This is a genomic window from Thermaerobacillus caldiproteolyticus (assembly GCF_015326725.1).
Taxonomy (GTDB): Bacteria; Bacillota; Bacilli; order Bacillales; family Anoxybacillaceae; genus Thermaerobacillus; species Thermaerobacillus caldiproteolyticus.
This window is the reverse complement of the sequence record NZ_CP064060.1, coordinates 18925-34187: the sequence shown is the minus strand read 5'-3', so window position 1 is coordinate 34187 and position 15263 is coordinate 18925. Positions and strand designations below refer to the sequence as shown.

The following is a 15263-nucleotide window of genomic DNA, read 5'->3' as shown; positions in this document are numbered from 1 at the left end:
AGTCTGCCTATAAGTGCAATCGTACTTCTTTATCCATTTCACTTGTCTCATCTTCTACTTGTTCAGGCTCTCGCTTTGTCACTTCTATCGTCTTGACATGATGGCCATCCATTTCCAACACTTTAAATGAATAACGATCAACTTCTACACTATCTCCTACTGCAATATCATAGTGTTCTGTTAAAATCCAACCACCGATCGTGTCCACATCCGTATCATCAATCGACAAACCAAACAAATCGTTTATTTCACTGATCAGCACTTTTCCGTCAATAATCGTATGCATCTCATCAATTTTTTGAATCATTGGTATTTCGTCGACGTCAAACTCGTCTTGAATTTCACCAACGATTTCTTCTAAAATATCTTCGACAGTGACAAGCCCGGATGTACCACCATATTCATCGACTAAAATCGCCATATGAATGCGCTCTTTTTGCATTTTCACAAGCAAATCATGAATGGCAATCGATTCAATTACTTGAATAATCGGGCGAATATAATCTTTCATTTCTTTTTCTTGAGAAGGATTCGTTACAAGGTCTGTAAACACTTCTTTCACGTTAATTAATCCAAGAACGTGATCTTTATCTCCGTCGATAACAGGATAACGTGTATATTTTTCCTCTTTAATGATTTCTAAATTTTCTTTTACACTTCGATGAATATCGAGAGCTATAATTTCCTTTCGTGGCACCATAATTTCTTTGGCAACACGATCATCAAAACGAAAAATGTTATTCACGTATTTGTACTCCGATTGATTAATCTCCCCACTTTTGTAGCTTTCTGATAAAATAAGACGCAATTCTTCCTCAGAATGAGCAATTTCATGTTCCGCAGCAGGCTTCAAGCCAAATATTCTAGTAACAATACGGGCAGAATTATTCAGCGTCCAAATGAACGGATACATGACCTTATAAAACAAAATGAGCGGTTGAGCGGTAAGAAGCGTAATGGCTTCCGCTTTATGAATGGCAAACGTCTTTGGAGCAAGCTCCCCAACAACGACGTGGAAAAAAGTAATACTGGCAAACGCAATCGTAAATGATAGAATGTGGGAAAGCGACTCCGACAAATGAATCCGCTCGAATAACGGCATTAACAATCTCTCTACGGTCGGCTCCCCAAGCCATCCGAGTCCTAAAGACGTAATCGTAATCCCTAGCTGGTTTGCCGATAAATATCCATCGAGGTTGGAAATCACCTTTTTGGCAGCAACCGCTCGTTTGTTTCCCTCACTAATTAATTGGTCAATTCGTGAGCTACGGACTTTGACGATCGCAAATTCCGATGCGACAAAAAAGCCCGTACATGCAATAAGTAATGCCACCATCACTAAATTAAATATGTCCAATTGGTTTCCGCACACGATGTTCGCGTGCGGATTACACCTCCTACAGACAGGGTTTTATTTCTTTATTCTTCACTATTATTACTTTGCGTAAAAATAAGAATGTATTTTAGTAACTCAAGCACTGAAATGAGCGCTGCTGCCACATACGTTAATGCGGCTGCTCCTAGCACTTTGTTGACGCCGCGCTCCTCATTATGACCAATGATTCCTTCCGCAAGCATAAATTTTTTCGCTCTTGAACTTGCATTAAACTCGACAGGAAGCGTGATAAGTTGGAAAGCTACGGCAAATGAAAAGAAAATAATTCCAAGTCCAAGCAAAGAAAACTGTTTAAAAAGAAATCCTGCTAAAAGTAAAAATGGCGCGACTCCAGACGTAAAATTAACAATTGGAAACATACGGTGACGGAGCACTAGCGCACCGTATGATTGTTTATGTTGCACAGCGTGTCCGACTTCATGCGCTGCCACTGAAATCGCAGCGATCGAACGACCGTAATACACCGGTTCTGATAAGCGAACTGTACGTGAAATTGGATCATAGTGGTCAGTCAATTTTCCTGGTACTACTTCTACTGGTACATGGTAAAGACCATTGCGATCCAAAATCATGCGCGCGACTTCCGCACCTGTTAACCCAGATGATGCATGTACTGTTGACCATTTGTTGAAGTTTCCTGACACTTTAAATTGGGCCCATAGCGAAATGCCGAACGCGATAATAATTAAAAAATCCATTGGATGGAAGAACATGAATACACCCTCCGTTACTTTTCGTATAACATACTTAGAAATATGTTTATACTAATATTTATTTTACTTTAGGGATAATTCATACGTCAAACAATGCGGCTTATTTACTACTTAGTATGGAAAATGCGAATACATATACAACTTCCATTTTATCCTAGTTATTTTATTTACAAAAAAGAGGCTTCTTTTCAATCCGAAGCCTCCATATCGTTTCAAATAAAAAAACAAAATTATCTACGTACTTGTTCATAGTTAATGATCGATTTTCGTCGAAAATATCGGCGTTTTTTTTTTAATTCGATGATACTTTATACGGCATGCTAACAAAGAATAATTTGTACTAGTGACTTTCCACATTTACAACTTCAACAGGAAGGTTCATCCAAAAGCCTGCCTTGCATAAGCGATGACCATGCCTCTAGTTGAATGTCGTGCTGTTTACAGAATACCCGAGGTTCTTTTGTCATAAATAGCAAATCAGATTAATCATCGGCCTAATTTCACAATCCGCTAACAAAACTTTTAAATGATAAACATGAAAATGATCTACAACATTGTGCACACTCGACCATCTTTGTATATAGCCTGTCCATCGCGTTATACGTTTCCGGTACTTTTCTTTGACAGCCCAGTGTACTATCGACATACTCAAGTCCAAGTTTTTGTAAACTTATTTCAAGCTCTTTTTATGTCGTCTCCACATCCTCGATCAAAATTCCACACTTTTGTCATAATAAACACTTCTTCTTTAGTCACGCCGGACTCTCGAATCTCCTGTCTCTTCTTCTTCGTTTTGGTATACAGCGTCTGCATCAATATGGTATATTCTACTTCAAGCCGCTGCTTTGACGGAATTGATGATTTTCTCACCATTTTGCATGCTCTACACCCACTAAACCATGGCGTTTGTACTCCATTATGTAAAGTCATGTGGCCTCGCAAACTTTCCATTTGCTCTCTGCCTTTATATAAGAAAAAGATGAGGAAGCATCCCCATCTCCATATCAATTACAATAAAATGAAACTATATAAGATCGCAATGACAAAGCGGTAAATCGCAAACGGAGTAAGTTTCACTTTCGAAATGAGTTGAAGGAAAAATTTAATAGCCAGTAATGCAACAATAAACGCAGTAACGAATCCTATTGCAAAAATCGGCAGATCGTGGGCTGATAAATATTGATAACTTTTTAACAAGTCTAGGCCGCTTGCAGCAAGCATCATCGGTACAGCAATGATAAAGGAAAATTCCGCTGCAGTTTTATGGTCTGTTCCAACAAGTAAGCCGCCGGAAATCGTTGAGCCTGAGCGAGAAAATCCAGGCCACAAGGCTAAACACTGAAAAACACCGATACCAAATGCTTGCTTGTAAGAAAGCTGGTCAAGGCTACTTGACGTAACTGTTGTTTGTTTTTTCTCCGCAAAAATCATTAATAACCCGCCAGCAACAAGACCTACTAATACGGTGTAAGGTGAAAATAGGTATGTCTTAATCGCATCATGCAGAAGAAACCCGAGGACAACAGCCGGAATCATCGCATAAATAATATGCAAAAGATTTAACTCTCTGCGTCCCCCATCTTCTTTCATTAACCCAAAAATATTCAAAAAACGTCTCCAATACACAACAACAACAGCAAGGATCGAACCTAATTGGATAAAAATTTCAAATGTCTTTGCTTGTTCACCTTTAAAATGGATAAGTTCTCCTGTCAAAATTAAATGCCCAGTCGAAGACACTGGGAGAAACTCAGTTAATCCTTCTACGATTCCCATAATGATTGCCGATAAATAATGCCACAACATCGCTACACCCCTAAAGTCTAGATGTTTTGAAATAGCTCCTACGTATACATGCAAGATATACCCCTATCCAAGGAAGCGGGGGCGAATCTCCTCTTCAAAGCAAGATACGAGCATATAGTGTCCAAATAGCTCTTTCAATGATAACAAGATCAATAAGCTGCCAAGTAATATCCTTAGCCATCGTGTGAGAATACTGCCTGAAAAGAGAAAACTTTTCATGACGTCAACAAACAAAGATGTTACCTCCAAAACTACAGCAGTTCATAAAAATTAGTTAATTTCTCTTCAGGGAAAAAGAATGGGAATAGAACGATTCTTATTGTTCCGCAGTTTCTCACACTCTTTCATACTTTTGTTACATTACAATAATGGCAGACATTGAGCCCCTGTTAGATTTAAACACAAATAAATGAGACATACATAATAAAAAAATTAAAAAATTCTCATCAAACAATAAAAAAGATGAGGAAATAGATTCCTCATCTCAGATCGTCTTACTGCTGTTGCAATCCATTTTTTACCCATTGCGCTACTTGTACAGTGCGCCGTGCTTGATGCTTGACCGCTGCTTCGGCATTTTCAGCAATGTTCCCATTTTGATCAACAGTAACACTTGTGCCGTATGGATTTCCACCCGCAGCAAAAATAGATGGATCCGTATATCCCGGAGCAGCAACAATTGCTCCCCAATGATACATGGTTGTATATAATTGTAAAATTGTTTGTTCTTGGCCGCCATGCGGATTTTGCGCCGATGCCATCGCGCTCACTACTTTATTCGCAAGCTTTCCTTGGAACCATAAACCGCCTGTCGTATCTAAAAATTGCTTCAATTGAGAAGGAACGTTTCCGAAACGAGTTGGCACACTGAAAATAATTGCATCGGCCCATTCTAAATCGTCTAATGTAACCGTTGGAACATCCTTTGTCGCTTCAACATGGGCTTTCCATGCTGGATTGGACTCGATCGCTTCTTTTGGCGCAAGCTCAGGTACTTTTAATACTTTGACTTCTGCGCCAACCTCTTGTGCGGCTTCTTCTGCCCATTTGGCTAATTTGTAGTTCGTTCCTGTAGAACTGTAGTAAATAATCGCTAAACGAACGTTTGACATTGTCACTCTCTCCTTTATTATAATGTATCATTTCTCATTGCCTCTTATGGGAGATCAATGAGCATGAAACGTGAGTTAGCATTAGCGTCGATTTTTAATTGCGGCATTTCTGTTATTCGCGCAGAATCACGCTTATATAGTATAGTCGTATCATTTAATACTAATTCCCCTTCAATGAGGAAAACAAAAATACGTCGACCTTCTTCTTGTTCAAATACAATCTCTTTGCCCTCTTCTAAATCCGAAAGATAAATGGTCAAATCCTGATGAATATGGGCAACATGAGGAGATGATGGATTTTTAGCCACAACCGGAAGCAATTGATTTTTTAATTGGCTTATATCAAAATCTGTTCGCTCATAAGATGGAGAGAGCCCTCTTCGTTCTGGTAAAAACCATAGTTGCAAAAAGTTTACTTCTTCTGTTGCCGACGGATTCACCTCTGAATGAACAATCCCAGTTCCCGCCGACATTCTTTGAATGCCACCAAATGTGGTAATCGCCTCATTTCCTAAGCTATCTTCGTGCTTCAATTGTCCGCGAAGCACAATAGAAACAATCTCCATTTCTTGATGTGGGTGCGCTCCAAACCCTCGCAATGGTTGAATGACATCATCATTTAGTACACGTAAAGGTCCAAAATTCATGTTGTTTGGGTCAAAATATTCTGCAAATGAAAAACTAAAATACGTATCTAGCCATCCATGATTAGCATGATACCGCTCATTTGCTGGGTATACTCGAATCATGCGATTCACATCCTTCCCTAATTCGGACATCTACAACGGTAATTTATTCATTTTAATCCATATCATTCATCTTGAATTCAAGATAATAAAAAATAATATTTAATCCATATATCTCGATTTCAAGATTATTATATAAAACGGCCAAACCGTTGTCAATCTATTTATTAAGAAAAGAACAAGCACTATTTAAGGACGGACAAACGCTCTTTGCCCCCGCTAGACAGCTTTCCATCTCGAGATCGAGCTCTCAAGCTTCGTATGAGCACCTATTCAAGAAGCAATTTGGTTAGGTGCTTATACTGCGTAATGTCCGTTTCACCTTTATACTTTCTTATCTAAAAAACGGATAGCTGTTAGCTATCCGTCCTCTTTATTTTGCAATCGTCATATTCGTCTCTTCTAATTTTGGCTCGACTGGAGGGTGAAACTCATTTTCCATTTTTGAAACTACTACTGTTGCGACGCCATTGCCGATTAAGTTTGTAATTGCACGCGCTTCAGACATAAAACGGTCCACACCAAGAAGCAATGCGATCCCCTCTACCGGAATCATTGGAAACGCGGACAACGTGGCTGCTAAGGTAATAAAGCCGGAACCAGTCACTCCAGCTGCCCCTTTTGATGTTAGCATTAATACTCCGAGAAGCGTAAGTTCTTGCCAAATGGTCAAATCGATTCCGTACGCCTGGGCGATAAAAATAGCCGCCATGGAAAGATAAATGGAAGTTCCATCAAGGTTGAACGAATATCCTGTCGGAATGACGAGACCGACAACCGATTTTGAACATCCGTATTTTTCTAATCTTTCTATCATTTTAGGTAATGCCGATTCAGATGAAGACGTTCCGAGTACAAGTAAAATTTCTTCTTTAATGTAAGCAATAAACTTGAAAATGCTAAACCCATAATATTTTGCAATGGCTCCCAGTACAACAACAATGAATAAAATCATCGTAATATAGACAGACACCATTAATTTTCCAAGCGATACTAAAGAGCCCAGTCCAAACGTACCGATCGTATAAGCCATGGCACCAAAGGCAGCAATCGGCGATACTTTCATAACCATATTAACGATACCGAAGAAAATATCAGCCAACCGTTCAAATAACTCAACAACGGGTTTGGCCTTTTCGCCTAATGATGCTGTCACTAATCCAAATAACACAGCAAAGAATAAAATCGGTAATAATTCTCCTTTCGCCATTGCCGCTACGACATTATCGGGAATAATGCTAAGCAAAAATTCGACAGCACCGTGATTCACCGCTTCTGCTTGTTGAGTATATTGCGAAATATCACCGCCTTTGACAGCCTCTGTGTTAAACCCAACACCTGGCTTTATAAGATTGACCACGATAATTCCGATTGCCAATGCAAATGTTGTGACAATTTCAAAGTAAATGAGCGCTCTTCCGCCAATTCGTCCTACCTTTTTTAAATCTCCCATGTTGCCGATCCCAATGACGACGGTAAAGAAAATAATCGGGGCAATAACCATCTTAATTAATTTAATAAATCCATCGGCGAGCACCTTCAGTTTCGCCCCAAACTCTGGAAATAAAAAGCCAACTACAACCCCTAAAATAATGCCAATAATAACACGTACAGTTAAGTTTTTAAAGTTAATTCTCATTTCCCCTTCTCCCCTCTATATATGGTAACGCTTTCAAAAGATTATTCCCCTTTGTTTGTTTTTATATTAACAAAATGTTCAAAAAATATAAATATTACGTTAATAATGGTCTTTTTGTTCATTTTGGTCTAAAAAATAATAGACCCCATTATCAAGAGCTAAAAAAGGTAAACACATATCAGTTGCCAGCTATATCGCCCCTATTAATAATTATAGAAGATTCATTCATTGCATCTCGTCATTCAACAATACCCACCTCATGTGGTCTTCCCACTTCCCGTTAACTTTTAGAAGTTTTTTGGCTATCCCTTCATTTTCGAATCCTAATTTTTTTACGACTCGAATAGAAGCTTCATTCCTCGGCATGATTGGAGCCTCAATTCGATGAAGTTGATATTCGTTGAATATAATCTTGATACCTTTTCGTAGTGCTTCTGTTATGTATCCCTTATTTAACTCATCTTTATCCAGCTTATACCCCAAAATACACGATTGTAAAATGCTTCTCACAATATTACTAAAGCTGATGCAACCAATTGTTCTAGCAAAATCTTTATCATCCTTATGAAATAACCATAGTTTAAGGATGTGTCCTGATTTCGTTAATTCGATATCTTTCTTTAATCTTTCAGATTGGTATTCTAATGTAAAAAAATCCTCTGGCTTTTCTGCTTCCCATTCCTTCAAGAAATCTTTATTCCTTTGATAATAATTTAATACTGTCAAAGCAAAGGTTTCATCTAATTCCCTTAATATTAAACGGTTCGTTTCATACAACCTCATCCAAAAATCTCTCCCTTTCAAAAAAGAAACGTATGTTTTTGTATGTTATAGAGGAGATATGCCCTTATGTTGAACATAGCGCTAAGATTCCCCCTCTTCTTTTTGAATTTGCCGTAATAAATGGTTGCCAAACTCTTTTTCAAATTCTTGATATAAAGGTGCAAATTGAGATTTCCACTTTTTCCGGTCTGTATTTGTCAATTCGTAAATATGAATGCGATGATTTTTCCTTAACTGAGCAAGCTGCTGTTCGTTTTGCCGTTTGGATTGCTGTAAATTCCAAATCGTCGTTTCTTTCATAGCTTCAGTAATTTTTTTCTGAATCTCTTTCGGCAAGTGATCCCAAAACTGTTTATTGACCATCACGGCATAACCTAAATACCCGTGATTACTGATCGTCAAATACGGTTGAAAGCGGTAAAATCCTTTTGAGTAAATGTTAGAAATCGTGTTTTCTTGGCCATCAAGCTCATGGTTTTCAAGGGAACTATATACATTGTCAAACGGAACAGCAATCGGTTCACTACCTAACAGTTGAAATTGCTTTTTAATAACATCACTTGGCATAATTCGAAATCTCAATTCATAAAAATCACGGGGTTCAATCAAAAGACGACGATTACTCATCATTTGTTTGAAACCGTTGCTCCATAATGCCAAACCTTTGATTCCTTTGCTCTCTAACATCGCTAATAGCTGCTTCCCTACATCCCCAGTAAATGCTTTTTCTACATCATGATAGTCTTTGAAAATAAACGGCAAATCGAGCACTTGCCATTCAGGAATGAGCTCGGTCACCTTCGAAAACGAAGGAGCGATCATTTGGACATCACCGCGCAACAGCGCATCGATTTCCTCATCATCAGAATATAAGGATCCATTCGGAAACACTTCGACTTTGACACGACCGTTTGTTTTTTTCTCGACAAGCTCCGCAAACTTTTGTGCCGCCAATCCTTTCGGCGTATTTTCGGCAACAACATGACTAAAATAAATGACGATTTGTTTATTTAACCCTTCTTGTTCGTCATCATATACAAGACTTTCTTCTGAAAAATGATAGATAATAAAAGTAAGGCTACCTATAAACAAAAAAAATCCAGCTACTATAACCGCCCAGCGTTGTTTCATGTTCCACACCACTTTTTTTAATTTAAGAAAATTCTATCATATAAAACCGAAAATGATAAAATGGGAACGTAGTAGACCATCTCGATAAAAAAAGAGGGATTTCCATTGCTGCGACGATTATCTATTCGCTGGAAAATTACAATCCTTATTTTCTTTATTGTCAGTTTTTCCGTATTGTTAAGCGGCATGTTCGTCATTGGAGATTTTTTTCATACAAAAGAGGAAGAGTTGAGACAACGAGCACTACTTACTGCTCGGACAGTCTCGGAGCTTCCTGAAATTAAACACTATATCACAGGAACACAAAATGAGAGATCCTTGATTAATGTGATTGTTGAGCGCGTCCGTATTATTCATGGCGCCAATTACATCGTTGTTCTTGACATGAACAAAGTTCGTCTTTCCCATCCCGTTCCAAAAATGATCGGCCGTATCTCCCATGGAGCGGATGAAGGCCCTGCCTTTGCAGAGCATACGTATACATCAAAAGCGCGTGGTGAAATCGGAACGGTCATTCGTGCTTTTGTTCCGGTTATGAACCGTGAACACCAGCAGATTGGAGTAGTCATCGCTGCCTATCAATTGCCGAGCTTTATCGAAGTACTGGCCTCCTTAAAAGCAGAAATTTTCATCACCACTACGCTCTCCTTGTTATTTGGTGGAATGGGGGCATGGCTCCTTGCCTCTCATATAAAACGACAAATGTTTCATCTTGAACCGCATGAAATTGCTAAACTGCTCGTCGAACGAACGGAAACGTTTAATGCGATGCACGAAGGAGTCATTGCCATCGATACCGATGAAAAAATTACGATTTTTAACGATAAAGCTAAACAAATGCTAGGCATTCACGGAGACGTCATCGGCAAACCGATCCGTTCGGTTATTCCTGATACGCATTTGCCAGAAATTTTAACCATTAACCAACCGATTTATAACAAGGAACTACAACTCGGGAGTTTAACCATTTGGAGCAATCGAATTCCCATTAAAGTAAATGGCCAAACGGTCGGAGCAGTTGCCATCTTTCAAGATCGAACTGAAGTGAAAAAGCTTGCCGAGGAGTTAACTGGCGTAAAAGCATTTGTGAGCGCCTTGCGCGTGCAAAACCACGAATATATGAACAAACTTCACACAATTGCCGGTCTCATTCAATTGGGCTATAAAGAAAAAGCGCTTGAATATGTGTTTCACATGACAGAAAAACAAGAAGAACTAACACGATTTTTAAGCAAACAGATTCACAATGAAAGCATTTCTGGACTTCTACTCAGCAAAATTAGTCGCGGTAAAGAGCTCGGCATTCGTGTCATCATTGATCGCCATAGCCGACTGAACGCATTTCCATCTCCATTAGATCATCATGATTTCGTTATCATTCTTGGAAATCTTATTGAAAACGCCTTTGATTCCTTTCAAGGTATCATCGATCGAGAGAAAGAAATATATATCAGCATTGAACAAAACGAGGAAATCCTTTCTCTCTCCGTTGAGGATAACGGCTGCGGCATTGATGCCCAACACCTGAAACACATTTTTGACGAAGGTTTTTCGACAAAAGCAACAAGCGGCCGTGGCATCGGTTTACACCTAGTAAGACAAATTGTAGAAAAAGGGAAAGGACAGATTCACGTAGAGTCAGAAAAAGGAAAAGGAACGATTTTTACGATTACATTTGAGATGTAAGGAGCGCTGTTATATGTATAGAGTGCTGCTCATTGAAGACGACCCAATGGTGCAAGAAGTCAATCGACAATTTATTGAGCAAGTAAAAGGATTTAAAGTGATCGGTATAGCCGGAAACGGCATAAAAGGCATGCACATGATTCGCAAACTTCAACCTGACTTAGCTATCATTGACATTTATATGCCGCACCAAGATGGGCTTGAAACATTGCAAAACATTCGCACAGAAGGACATGCAGTAGATGTTATTGCCATTACAGCAGCAAGCGATATCGATACTGTACGACGCGTATTGCAAAACGGAGCCTTCGACTATATTATGAAGCCGTTTAAATTTGAACGGCTTCAGCAGTCCCTTGAAAAATACCATTCGTTCCGTCAAAAACTAAAAGAAAAAGAAACATTGACACAGCAAGATTTGGATAATCTTTTGCAAATAAATAAAGTGGAAGCGCGCAATAGACTTCCAAAAGGATTAAACGATATTACTCTTCAGAAAATTATCCACTATCTTTGTCAACAAACAGAGCCGGTTTCAGCGGAGGAAGTAGCCGAAGGAGTGGGCATCGCACGTGTGACGGCACGCCGCTATTTAGAATATTTAGAGAAGCAGCAAAAAGTTACACTCGACGTTCAATACGGAGGGATCGGTCGCCCGGTTAACCGTTACATCATGAAAAACGCATATAGACAAGCAGAACAGTGAATATATGTGTGCCCTGTTCTGCTTTTGTTAGCTATACCGATGAGCGCTCAATGAGACGGGCATCCAATTTTTCCGATTTTTTTGCGATTTTGCCGGTTTCCAAACACTGATAAATCATGCGAAACGCTTTCGTTCCCATGAGCGAAAGCGGCAAATCCATCGTTGTAATTTCCAGGGCTTCCGCAATTGGATGATTATCAAAACTGAATACAGCAAGATCTTCCGGGATATTTATTCCTTCGCGCCTTCCCCATAATACGATGCCAGCTGCTACTTGATCGCTTGACACTAACAATGCCGTTGGTTTTTCCGGCAGCGCAAGCCACTCATTCACGACTCTTTTTCCATCCTCAATATACAAACAATGGTCGAAAATCCATTCTTTCCTTGGCGATTCATGGATGTTCCGCAAAGCATCATAATAGGCAGCCTCACGAGCTTTACTATTCGTTCCGGTTGTTCTCCCAATACAATATCCGATTTTTCGGTGACCTTTGTTCATTAAATACTTCATCGCGAACAGAAAAGCCTCGTAATGATTAATGTAAACAGATAATACGTCTCTTCCTTTTACATCTTCACATAAAACAATAGGCCCGTCATCTTTATACACGTCAATCACATCCCAACTGACTATGCGCGAACAAATGATCAGTCCGTCTACTTGTTTCATTCTCAACATTTCAAGCGCTTCCAACTCTTTCTGTACTTCGTAGTTTGTTTGGAATAAAAGAAGATGGTAACCGTACCGAAGCGCTTCTCTCGAAATCCCTTCTACAATCGCACCGAAGTACGGGTGATTTACATAGGGTAACACGACCCCAACTATCGATGTTTTCCCCTTGGCTAAATGAACAGCATTAATGTTTTTCGTGTAATTGAGCTTCTCGACTGCCTCCCAAACCGCTTTTCTTTTTTCCTCTTTCACGTAAGGGTACCCGTTCAATACCCTTGACACCGTAGCAACCGAAACACCGGCTACTTTTGCAATTTCACGAATGTTTGCCATCATCCTCACCTTTTCCAAAAAAGCTATTGCATTGAAACGCTTTTCATACATTATAGTTTCAACAAACAAATAAAGGGGGAATTTTTTCTATGGGTGGAATATTCATTTTTCTGCTTTTATGCCTCATTGAATGGTTTGGAGCACACATCGCTTTACAGGCAAACCCAAAAGCTGAACAGGAATATTACAACGAAAACGATCCATTCAAAACATTCTTTATGTAAACTTGCTTATTCTCCGGTCTAGCAAGGAGAAGCTTTTGCTTATATTGATCTATATTTCGATTTGAATTATAAATTCATACGTTTCAATCAGCAATTGTGATAACCAGATGATACTTTCTTGCGGATTGTCCGTCCATACGTTCATCATTCTCTTCTCCAAATTCACCGGGGCAATCCGCATCTCCCGAATCAATTGACAAACTCACTTAATGCCGGATAATGCACGTATATGCTATTAAGCCGAACAGCATTTCTAACATTTTTTCTGCATATCACCCATCACATCATAAAACATTAGCTAAGATACATTTCTCTTTTTTTCTTCCGTATGCGTATCTTCTTCTCTCCATATGATTCTAATAGAGGCAACGATACATTGTTTATCATAATCGATCACAAAACACCCTGTCACCTTTGAAAAAACCTTCTCAATCGTGTTCATCAAAAAATTGCTTACTTCCTATTTGATTCCATCGGCAATACGTCGTCTTCATCCGGACAAAAATCGATGATTTGCCTATCCTTTGAATCGGAACAATCCTCTCCTCATCAGTAGATGATTCTTTCAATTAAGATATATAATTTAATAGTAGCGCAGGCGTCTTCCCATCCTTACGCAATCGGACCAGCCACCGCTTTTATCTTTGCGTTTTTTGATAAATCTCGGCTATTTCCGTCGCTTTTCTTCTTAAAACGCCTGTTTCTTCCTTCGTATTTTTTGTTCTTCATAACTATTTTAGCAGAACTTCTGCAAACGTAACCTTTCCAATGATGTTTCGACTAATATAATACAGGGTACTTGATAATCAAGGGGGAATCACTAATGAAAATGACGTGGAAAGCTTTAGCCGCATTTCTATTCAGCATAGCACTTATTTCCGGATGTGGTACAAAGGAAAGCAGCGAAAAAGCAAACAGCAGTGTCCCTGTAAAAGAGCAGAAAGAAAAAGAAAATCACCCTCTTTCTACCAATGAGCAGAACCAAAAAGAAAAACAAACCCCTTCTTCTGAAAAACAGTTATCCTATACTATTGATGGAAAAAAATATGAGGAAACAGCATTTCTGAAAACCAGCGATAATCAAGGGTTTTCCTTATACACGCTCAAAGGATGGGAACTCGAAGCAGAAGAGCCAAATTCAGATGTTTTACTAAAAGATGATATGGTCGTTAGAATTCGTCTTATTCATCCAGAAGGAAGCGAAATGGATTACACCCAACTCGTTGAAGATCAAGCAAAAGCGATATCTTCTAGCGCTGTCCGGCAAGATACGACTCATCTTAGCGGAATGTTTCAACAATCCGTTTGGTATAAGGCCCATACAGAAGATACAGCGGTAAACGTCATTGGAGTAAATAAACCGATTCCGATGATGTTCACAATTCAAACACCACGAAACAAAGAAGTGCTTGCACCGATTTTGGCCATGTTAGAAACGATAACAAAAACAGAGACTTCAAAGTCAAAAGAAAAAACGACAAATCCTGATGAACCAACTAGTTCGCCTGCTAGCAGTCTTCCTTCAACACACACGATAACATATACCGTCAATGGTCAGGAAACAAAAGCAACAGGGACCCTTTATACAAGCTCGAATCAACCATTCCATCTATACGTGCTACCAAATTACAAAGCAGATGCGGTCGAACCTCATCTCGACCGCATTTACATCAAAGGTGACGAACAGTATTATATGGACATTGAATGTCTTGGAGATGATGTTGATTGGAATCAAGTAGAATTCGAAACAATGGAAAAAATGAAAGCCATTGATAAACAAGTAACAACATCGATCTCCTCTGAATCTCATCCTCTTTTCGCAGGAATGGCTGTCTATCATACCCATAACGAAGATCATTGGACAGAAGCATTTCTTATTAAAAACAATGCGCATTATCCAAATATGCGCATAACGATTCATCTTCCAAAAGAAGACAGTCATCTTGCTGAATTTTTAGCCATGGCAAAAACGATATCAAGTCAATATTGAGTTACTCCCGCCTACTTCCTTATTATTGGTTGTAGGAGGTTCCTCCGTTATTGATGATAAACTTGAATGGGGCTATCCTTCATGAAAAGCGGGCCCCATATTTTTATTGCCTCACATAACAAGCTGTTTTCGTTTGTTCACCTTTTGGTTCATCAGAAGAAAATGAATGAACATGATCAAACCAGTCCTAGGTATTACGAGTATTCCAATCGAACTCACTAGACCAATTGTGCCCGTATGAAGTTCGCGGATGAATCTTTGTAACGAATTTCTTTCTCCTCTTCTATTGCAACATCACCATTCAATGACCCTATATTAGCTG

At 39.1% G+C, this 15263-nt stretch carries 14 protein-coding genes; 4 read left to right on the top strand and 10 right to left on the bottom strand.

The annotated features are described in order from the left end of the window. Positions 1-7 precede the first annotated feature (7 nt). The 9 genes from ISX45_RS00175 to ISX45_RS00135 form a co-directional block, all read right to left on the bottom strand. Positions 8-1357, bottom strand: a complete 1350-nt coding sequence (locus ISX45_RS00175) for a hemolysin family protein (protein ID WP_181555592.1) — start codon at positions 1355-1357, stop codon at positions 8-10. A gap of 62 nt (positions 1358-1419) precedes the next feature. Then, on the bottom strand, positions 1420-2109 hold the full coding sequence (locus tag ISX45_RS00170) for a zinc metallopeptidase (RefSeq protein WP_194519669.1): 690 nt from the start codon (positions 2107-2109) through the stop codon (positions 1420-1422). 675 nt (positions 2110-2784) lie between these two features. Further along, positions 2785-2982: a hypothetical protein gene (locus ISX45_RS00165; RefSeq protein ID WP_194519668.1), complete on the bottom strand. Its 198-nt coding sequence runs from the start codon at positions 2980-2982 to the stop codon at positions 2785-2787. Between the two features lie 135 nt (positions 2983-3117). Next, positions 3118-3912, bottom strand: coding sequence for an undecaprenyl-diphosphate phosphatase (gene bacA / locus ISX45_RS00160; RefSeq protein WP_194520576.1), 795 nt, complete (start codon positions 3910-3912; stop codon positions 3118-3120). Positions 3913-4409: 497 nt separating this feature from the next. Further along, entirely contained in the window at positions 4410-5027 is a 618-nt protein-coding gene (gene wrbA, locus ISX45_RS00155; RefSeq protein WP_181555589.1) for an NAD(P)H:quinone oxidoreductase, read from the bottom strand. 44 nt (positions 5028-5071) lie between these two features. Further along, the gene (locus ISX45_RS00150) at positions 5072-5776 is read right to left on the bottom strand and encodes a pirin family protein (protein ID WP_181555588.1); all 705 of its coding nucleotides are present in this window, start codon (positions 5774-5776) and stop codon (positions 5072-5074) included. 370 nt (positions 5777-6146) lie between these two features. After that, entirely contained in the window at positions 6147-7412 is a 1266-nt protein-coding gene (locus tag ISX45_RS00145) for a dicarboxylate/amino acid:cation symporter (RefSeq protein WP_194519667.1), read from the bottom strand. Between the two features lie 225 nt (positions 7413-7637). Next, positions 7638-8195 (bottom strand): GNAT family N-acetyltransferase, encoded by a 558-nt coding sequence (locus tag ISX45_RS00140; protein ID WP_194519666.1) that lies wholly within the window; start codon positions 8193-8195, stop codon positions 7638-7640. An 81-nt stretch (positions 8196-8276) separates the two neighbouring features. Beyond that, the gene (locus ISX45_RS00135; protein ID WP_194519665.1) at positions 8277-9326 is read right to left on the bottom strand and encodes a TRAP transporter substrate-binding protein; all 1050 of its coding nucleotides are present in this window, start codon (positions 9324-9326) and stop codon (positions 8277-8279) included. A 108-nt stretch (positions 9327-9434) separates the two neighbouring features. Here ISX45_RS00135 and ISX45_RS00130 point away from each other — a divergent pair, with 108 nt between their 5' ends. Further along, positions 9435-11012, top strand: coding sequence for an ATP-binding protein (locus tag ISX45_RS00130; RefSeq protein WP_194520575.1), 1578 nt, complete (start codon positions 9435-9437; stop codon positions 11010-11012). Between the two features lie 13 nt (positions 11013-11025). Next, positions 11026-11718, top strand: coding sequence for a response regulator (locus ISX45_RS00125; RefSeq protein ID WP_194519664.1), 693 nt, complete (start codon positions 11026-11028; stop codon positions 11716-11718). Between the two features lie 31 nt (positions 11719-11749). Here the strand turns inward: ISX45_RS00125 and ISX45_RS00120 are convergent, their stop codons facing one another. Further along, on the bottom strand, positions 11750-12727 hold the full coding sequence (locus ISX45_RS00120) for a LacI family DNA-binding transcriptional regulator (protein WP_181555583.1): 978 nt from the start codon (positions 12725-12727) through the stop codon (positions 11750-11752). Positions 12728-12816: 89 nt separating this feature from the next. Here ISX45_RS00120 and ISX45_RS19820 point away from each other — a divergent pair, with 89 nt between their 5' ends. Continuing rightward, positions 12817-12951, top strand: coding sequence for a hypothetical protein (locus ISX45_RS19820; RefSeq protein WP_258561030.1), 135 nt, complete (start codon positions 12817-12819; stop codon positions 12949-12951). An 823-nt stretch (positions 12952-13774) separates the two neighbouring features. Continuing rightward, the gene (locus tag ISX45_RS19335; RefSeq protein ID WP_228485597.1) at positions 13775-14941 is read left to right on the top strand and encodes a hypothetical protein; all 1167 of its coding nucleotides are present in this window, start codon (positions 13775-13777) and stop codon (positions 14939-14941) included. The last annotated feature ends 322 nt before the right edge of the window (positions 14942-15263 follow it).

Bases quoted from the DNA above. Each gene is read 5' to 3' on its own strand.
- ISX45_RS00170 (WP_194519669.1), bottom strand. From the start codon at position 2,109: ATGTTCTTCCATCCAATGGATTTTTTAATTATTATCGCGTTCGGCATT.
- ISX45_RS00165 (WP_194519668.1), bottom strand. From the start codon at position 2,982: ATGGTGAGAAAATCATCAATTCCGTCAAAGCAGCGGCTTGAAGTAGAA.
- wrbA (WP_181555589.1), bottom strand. From the start codon at position 5,027: ATGTCAAACGTTCGTTTAGCGATTATTTACTACAGTTCTACAGGAACG.
- ISX45_RS00150 (WP_181555588.1), bottom strand. From the start codon at position 5,776: ATGATTCGAGTATACCCAGCAAATGAGCGGTATCATGCTAATCATGGA.
- ISX45_RS00145 (WP_194519667.1), bottom strand. From the start codon at position 7,412: ATGAGAATTAACTTTAAAAACTTAACTGTACGTGTTATTATTGGCATT.
- ISX45_RS00140 (WP_194519666.1), bottom strand. From the start codon at position 8,195: ATGAGGTTGTATGAAACGAACCGTTTAATATTAAGGGAATTAGATGAA.
- ISX45_RS00135 (WP_194519665.1), bottom strand. From the start codon at position 9,326: ATGAAACAACGCTGGGCGGTTATAGTAGCTGGATTTTTTTTGTTTATA.
- ISX45_RS00125 (WP_194519664.1), top strand. From the start codon at position 11,026: ATGTATAGAGTGCTGCTCATTGAAGACGACCCAATGGTGCAAGAAGTC.
- ISX45_RS00120 (WP_181555583.1), bottom strand. From the start codon at position 12,727: ATGGCAAACATTCGTGAAATTGCAAAAGTAGCCGGTGTTTCGGTTGCT.
- ISX45_RS19820 (WP_258561030.1), top strand. From the start codon at position 12,817: ATGGGTGGAATATTCATTTTTCTGCTTTTATGCCTCATTGAATGGTTT.
- ISX45_RS19335 (WP_228485597.1), top strand. From the start codon at position 13,775: ATGAAAATGACGTGGAAAGCTTTAGCCGCATTTCTATTCAGCATAGCA.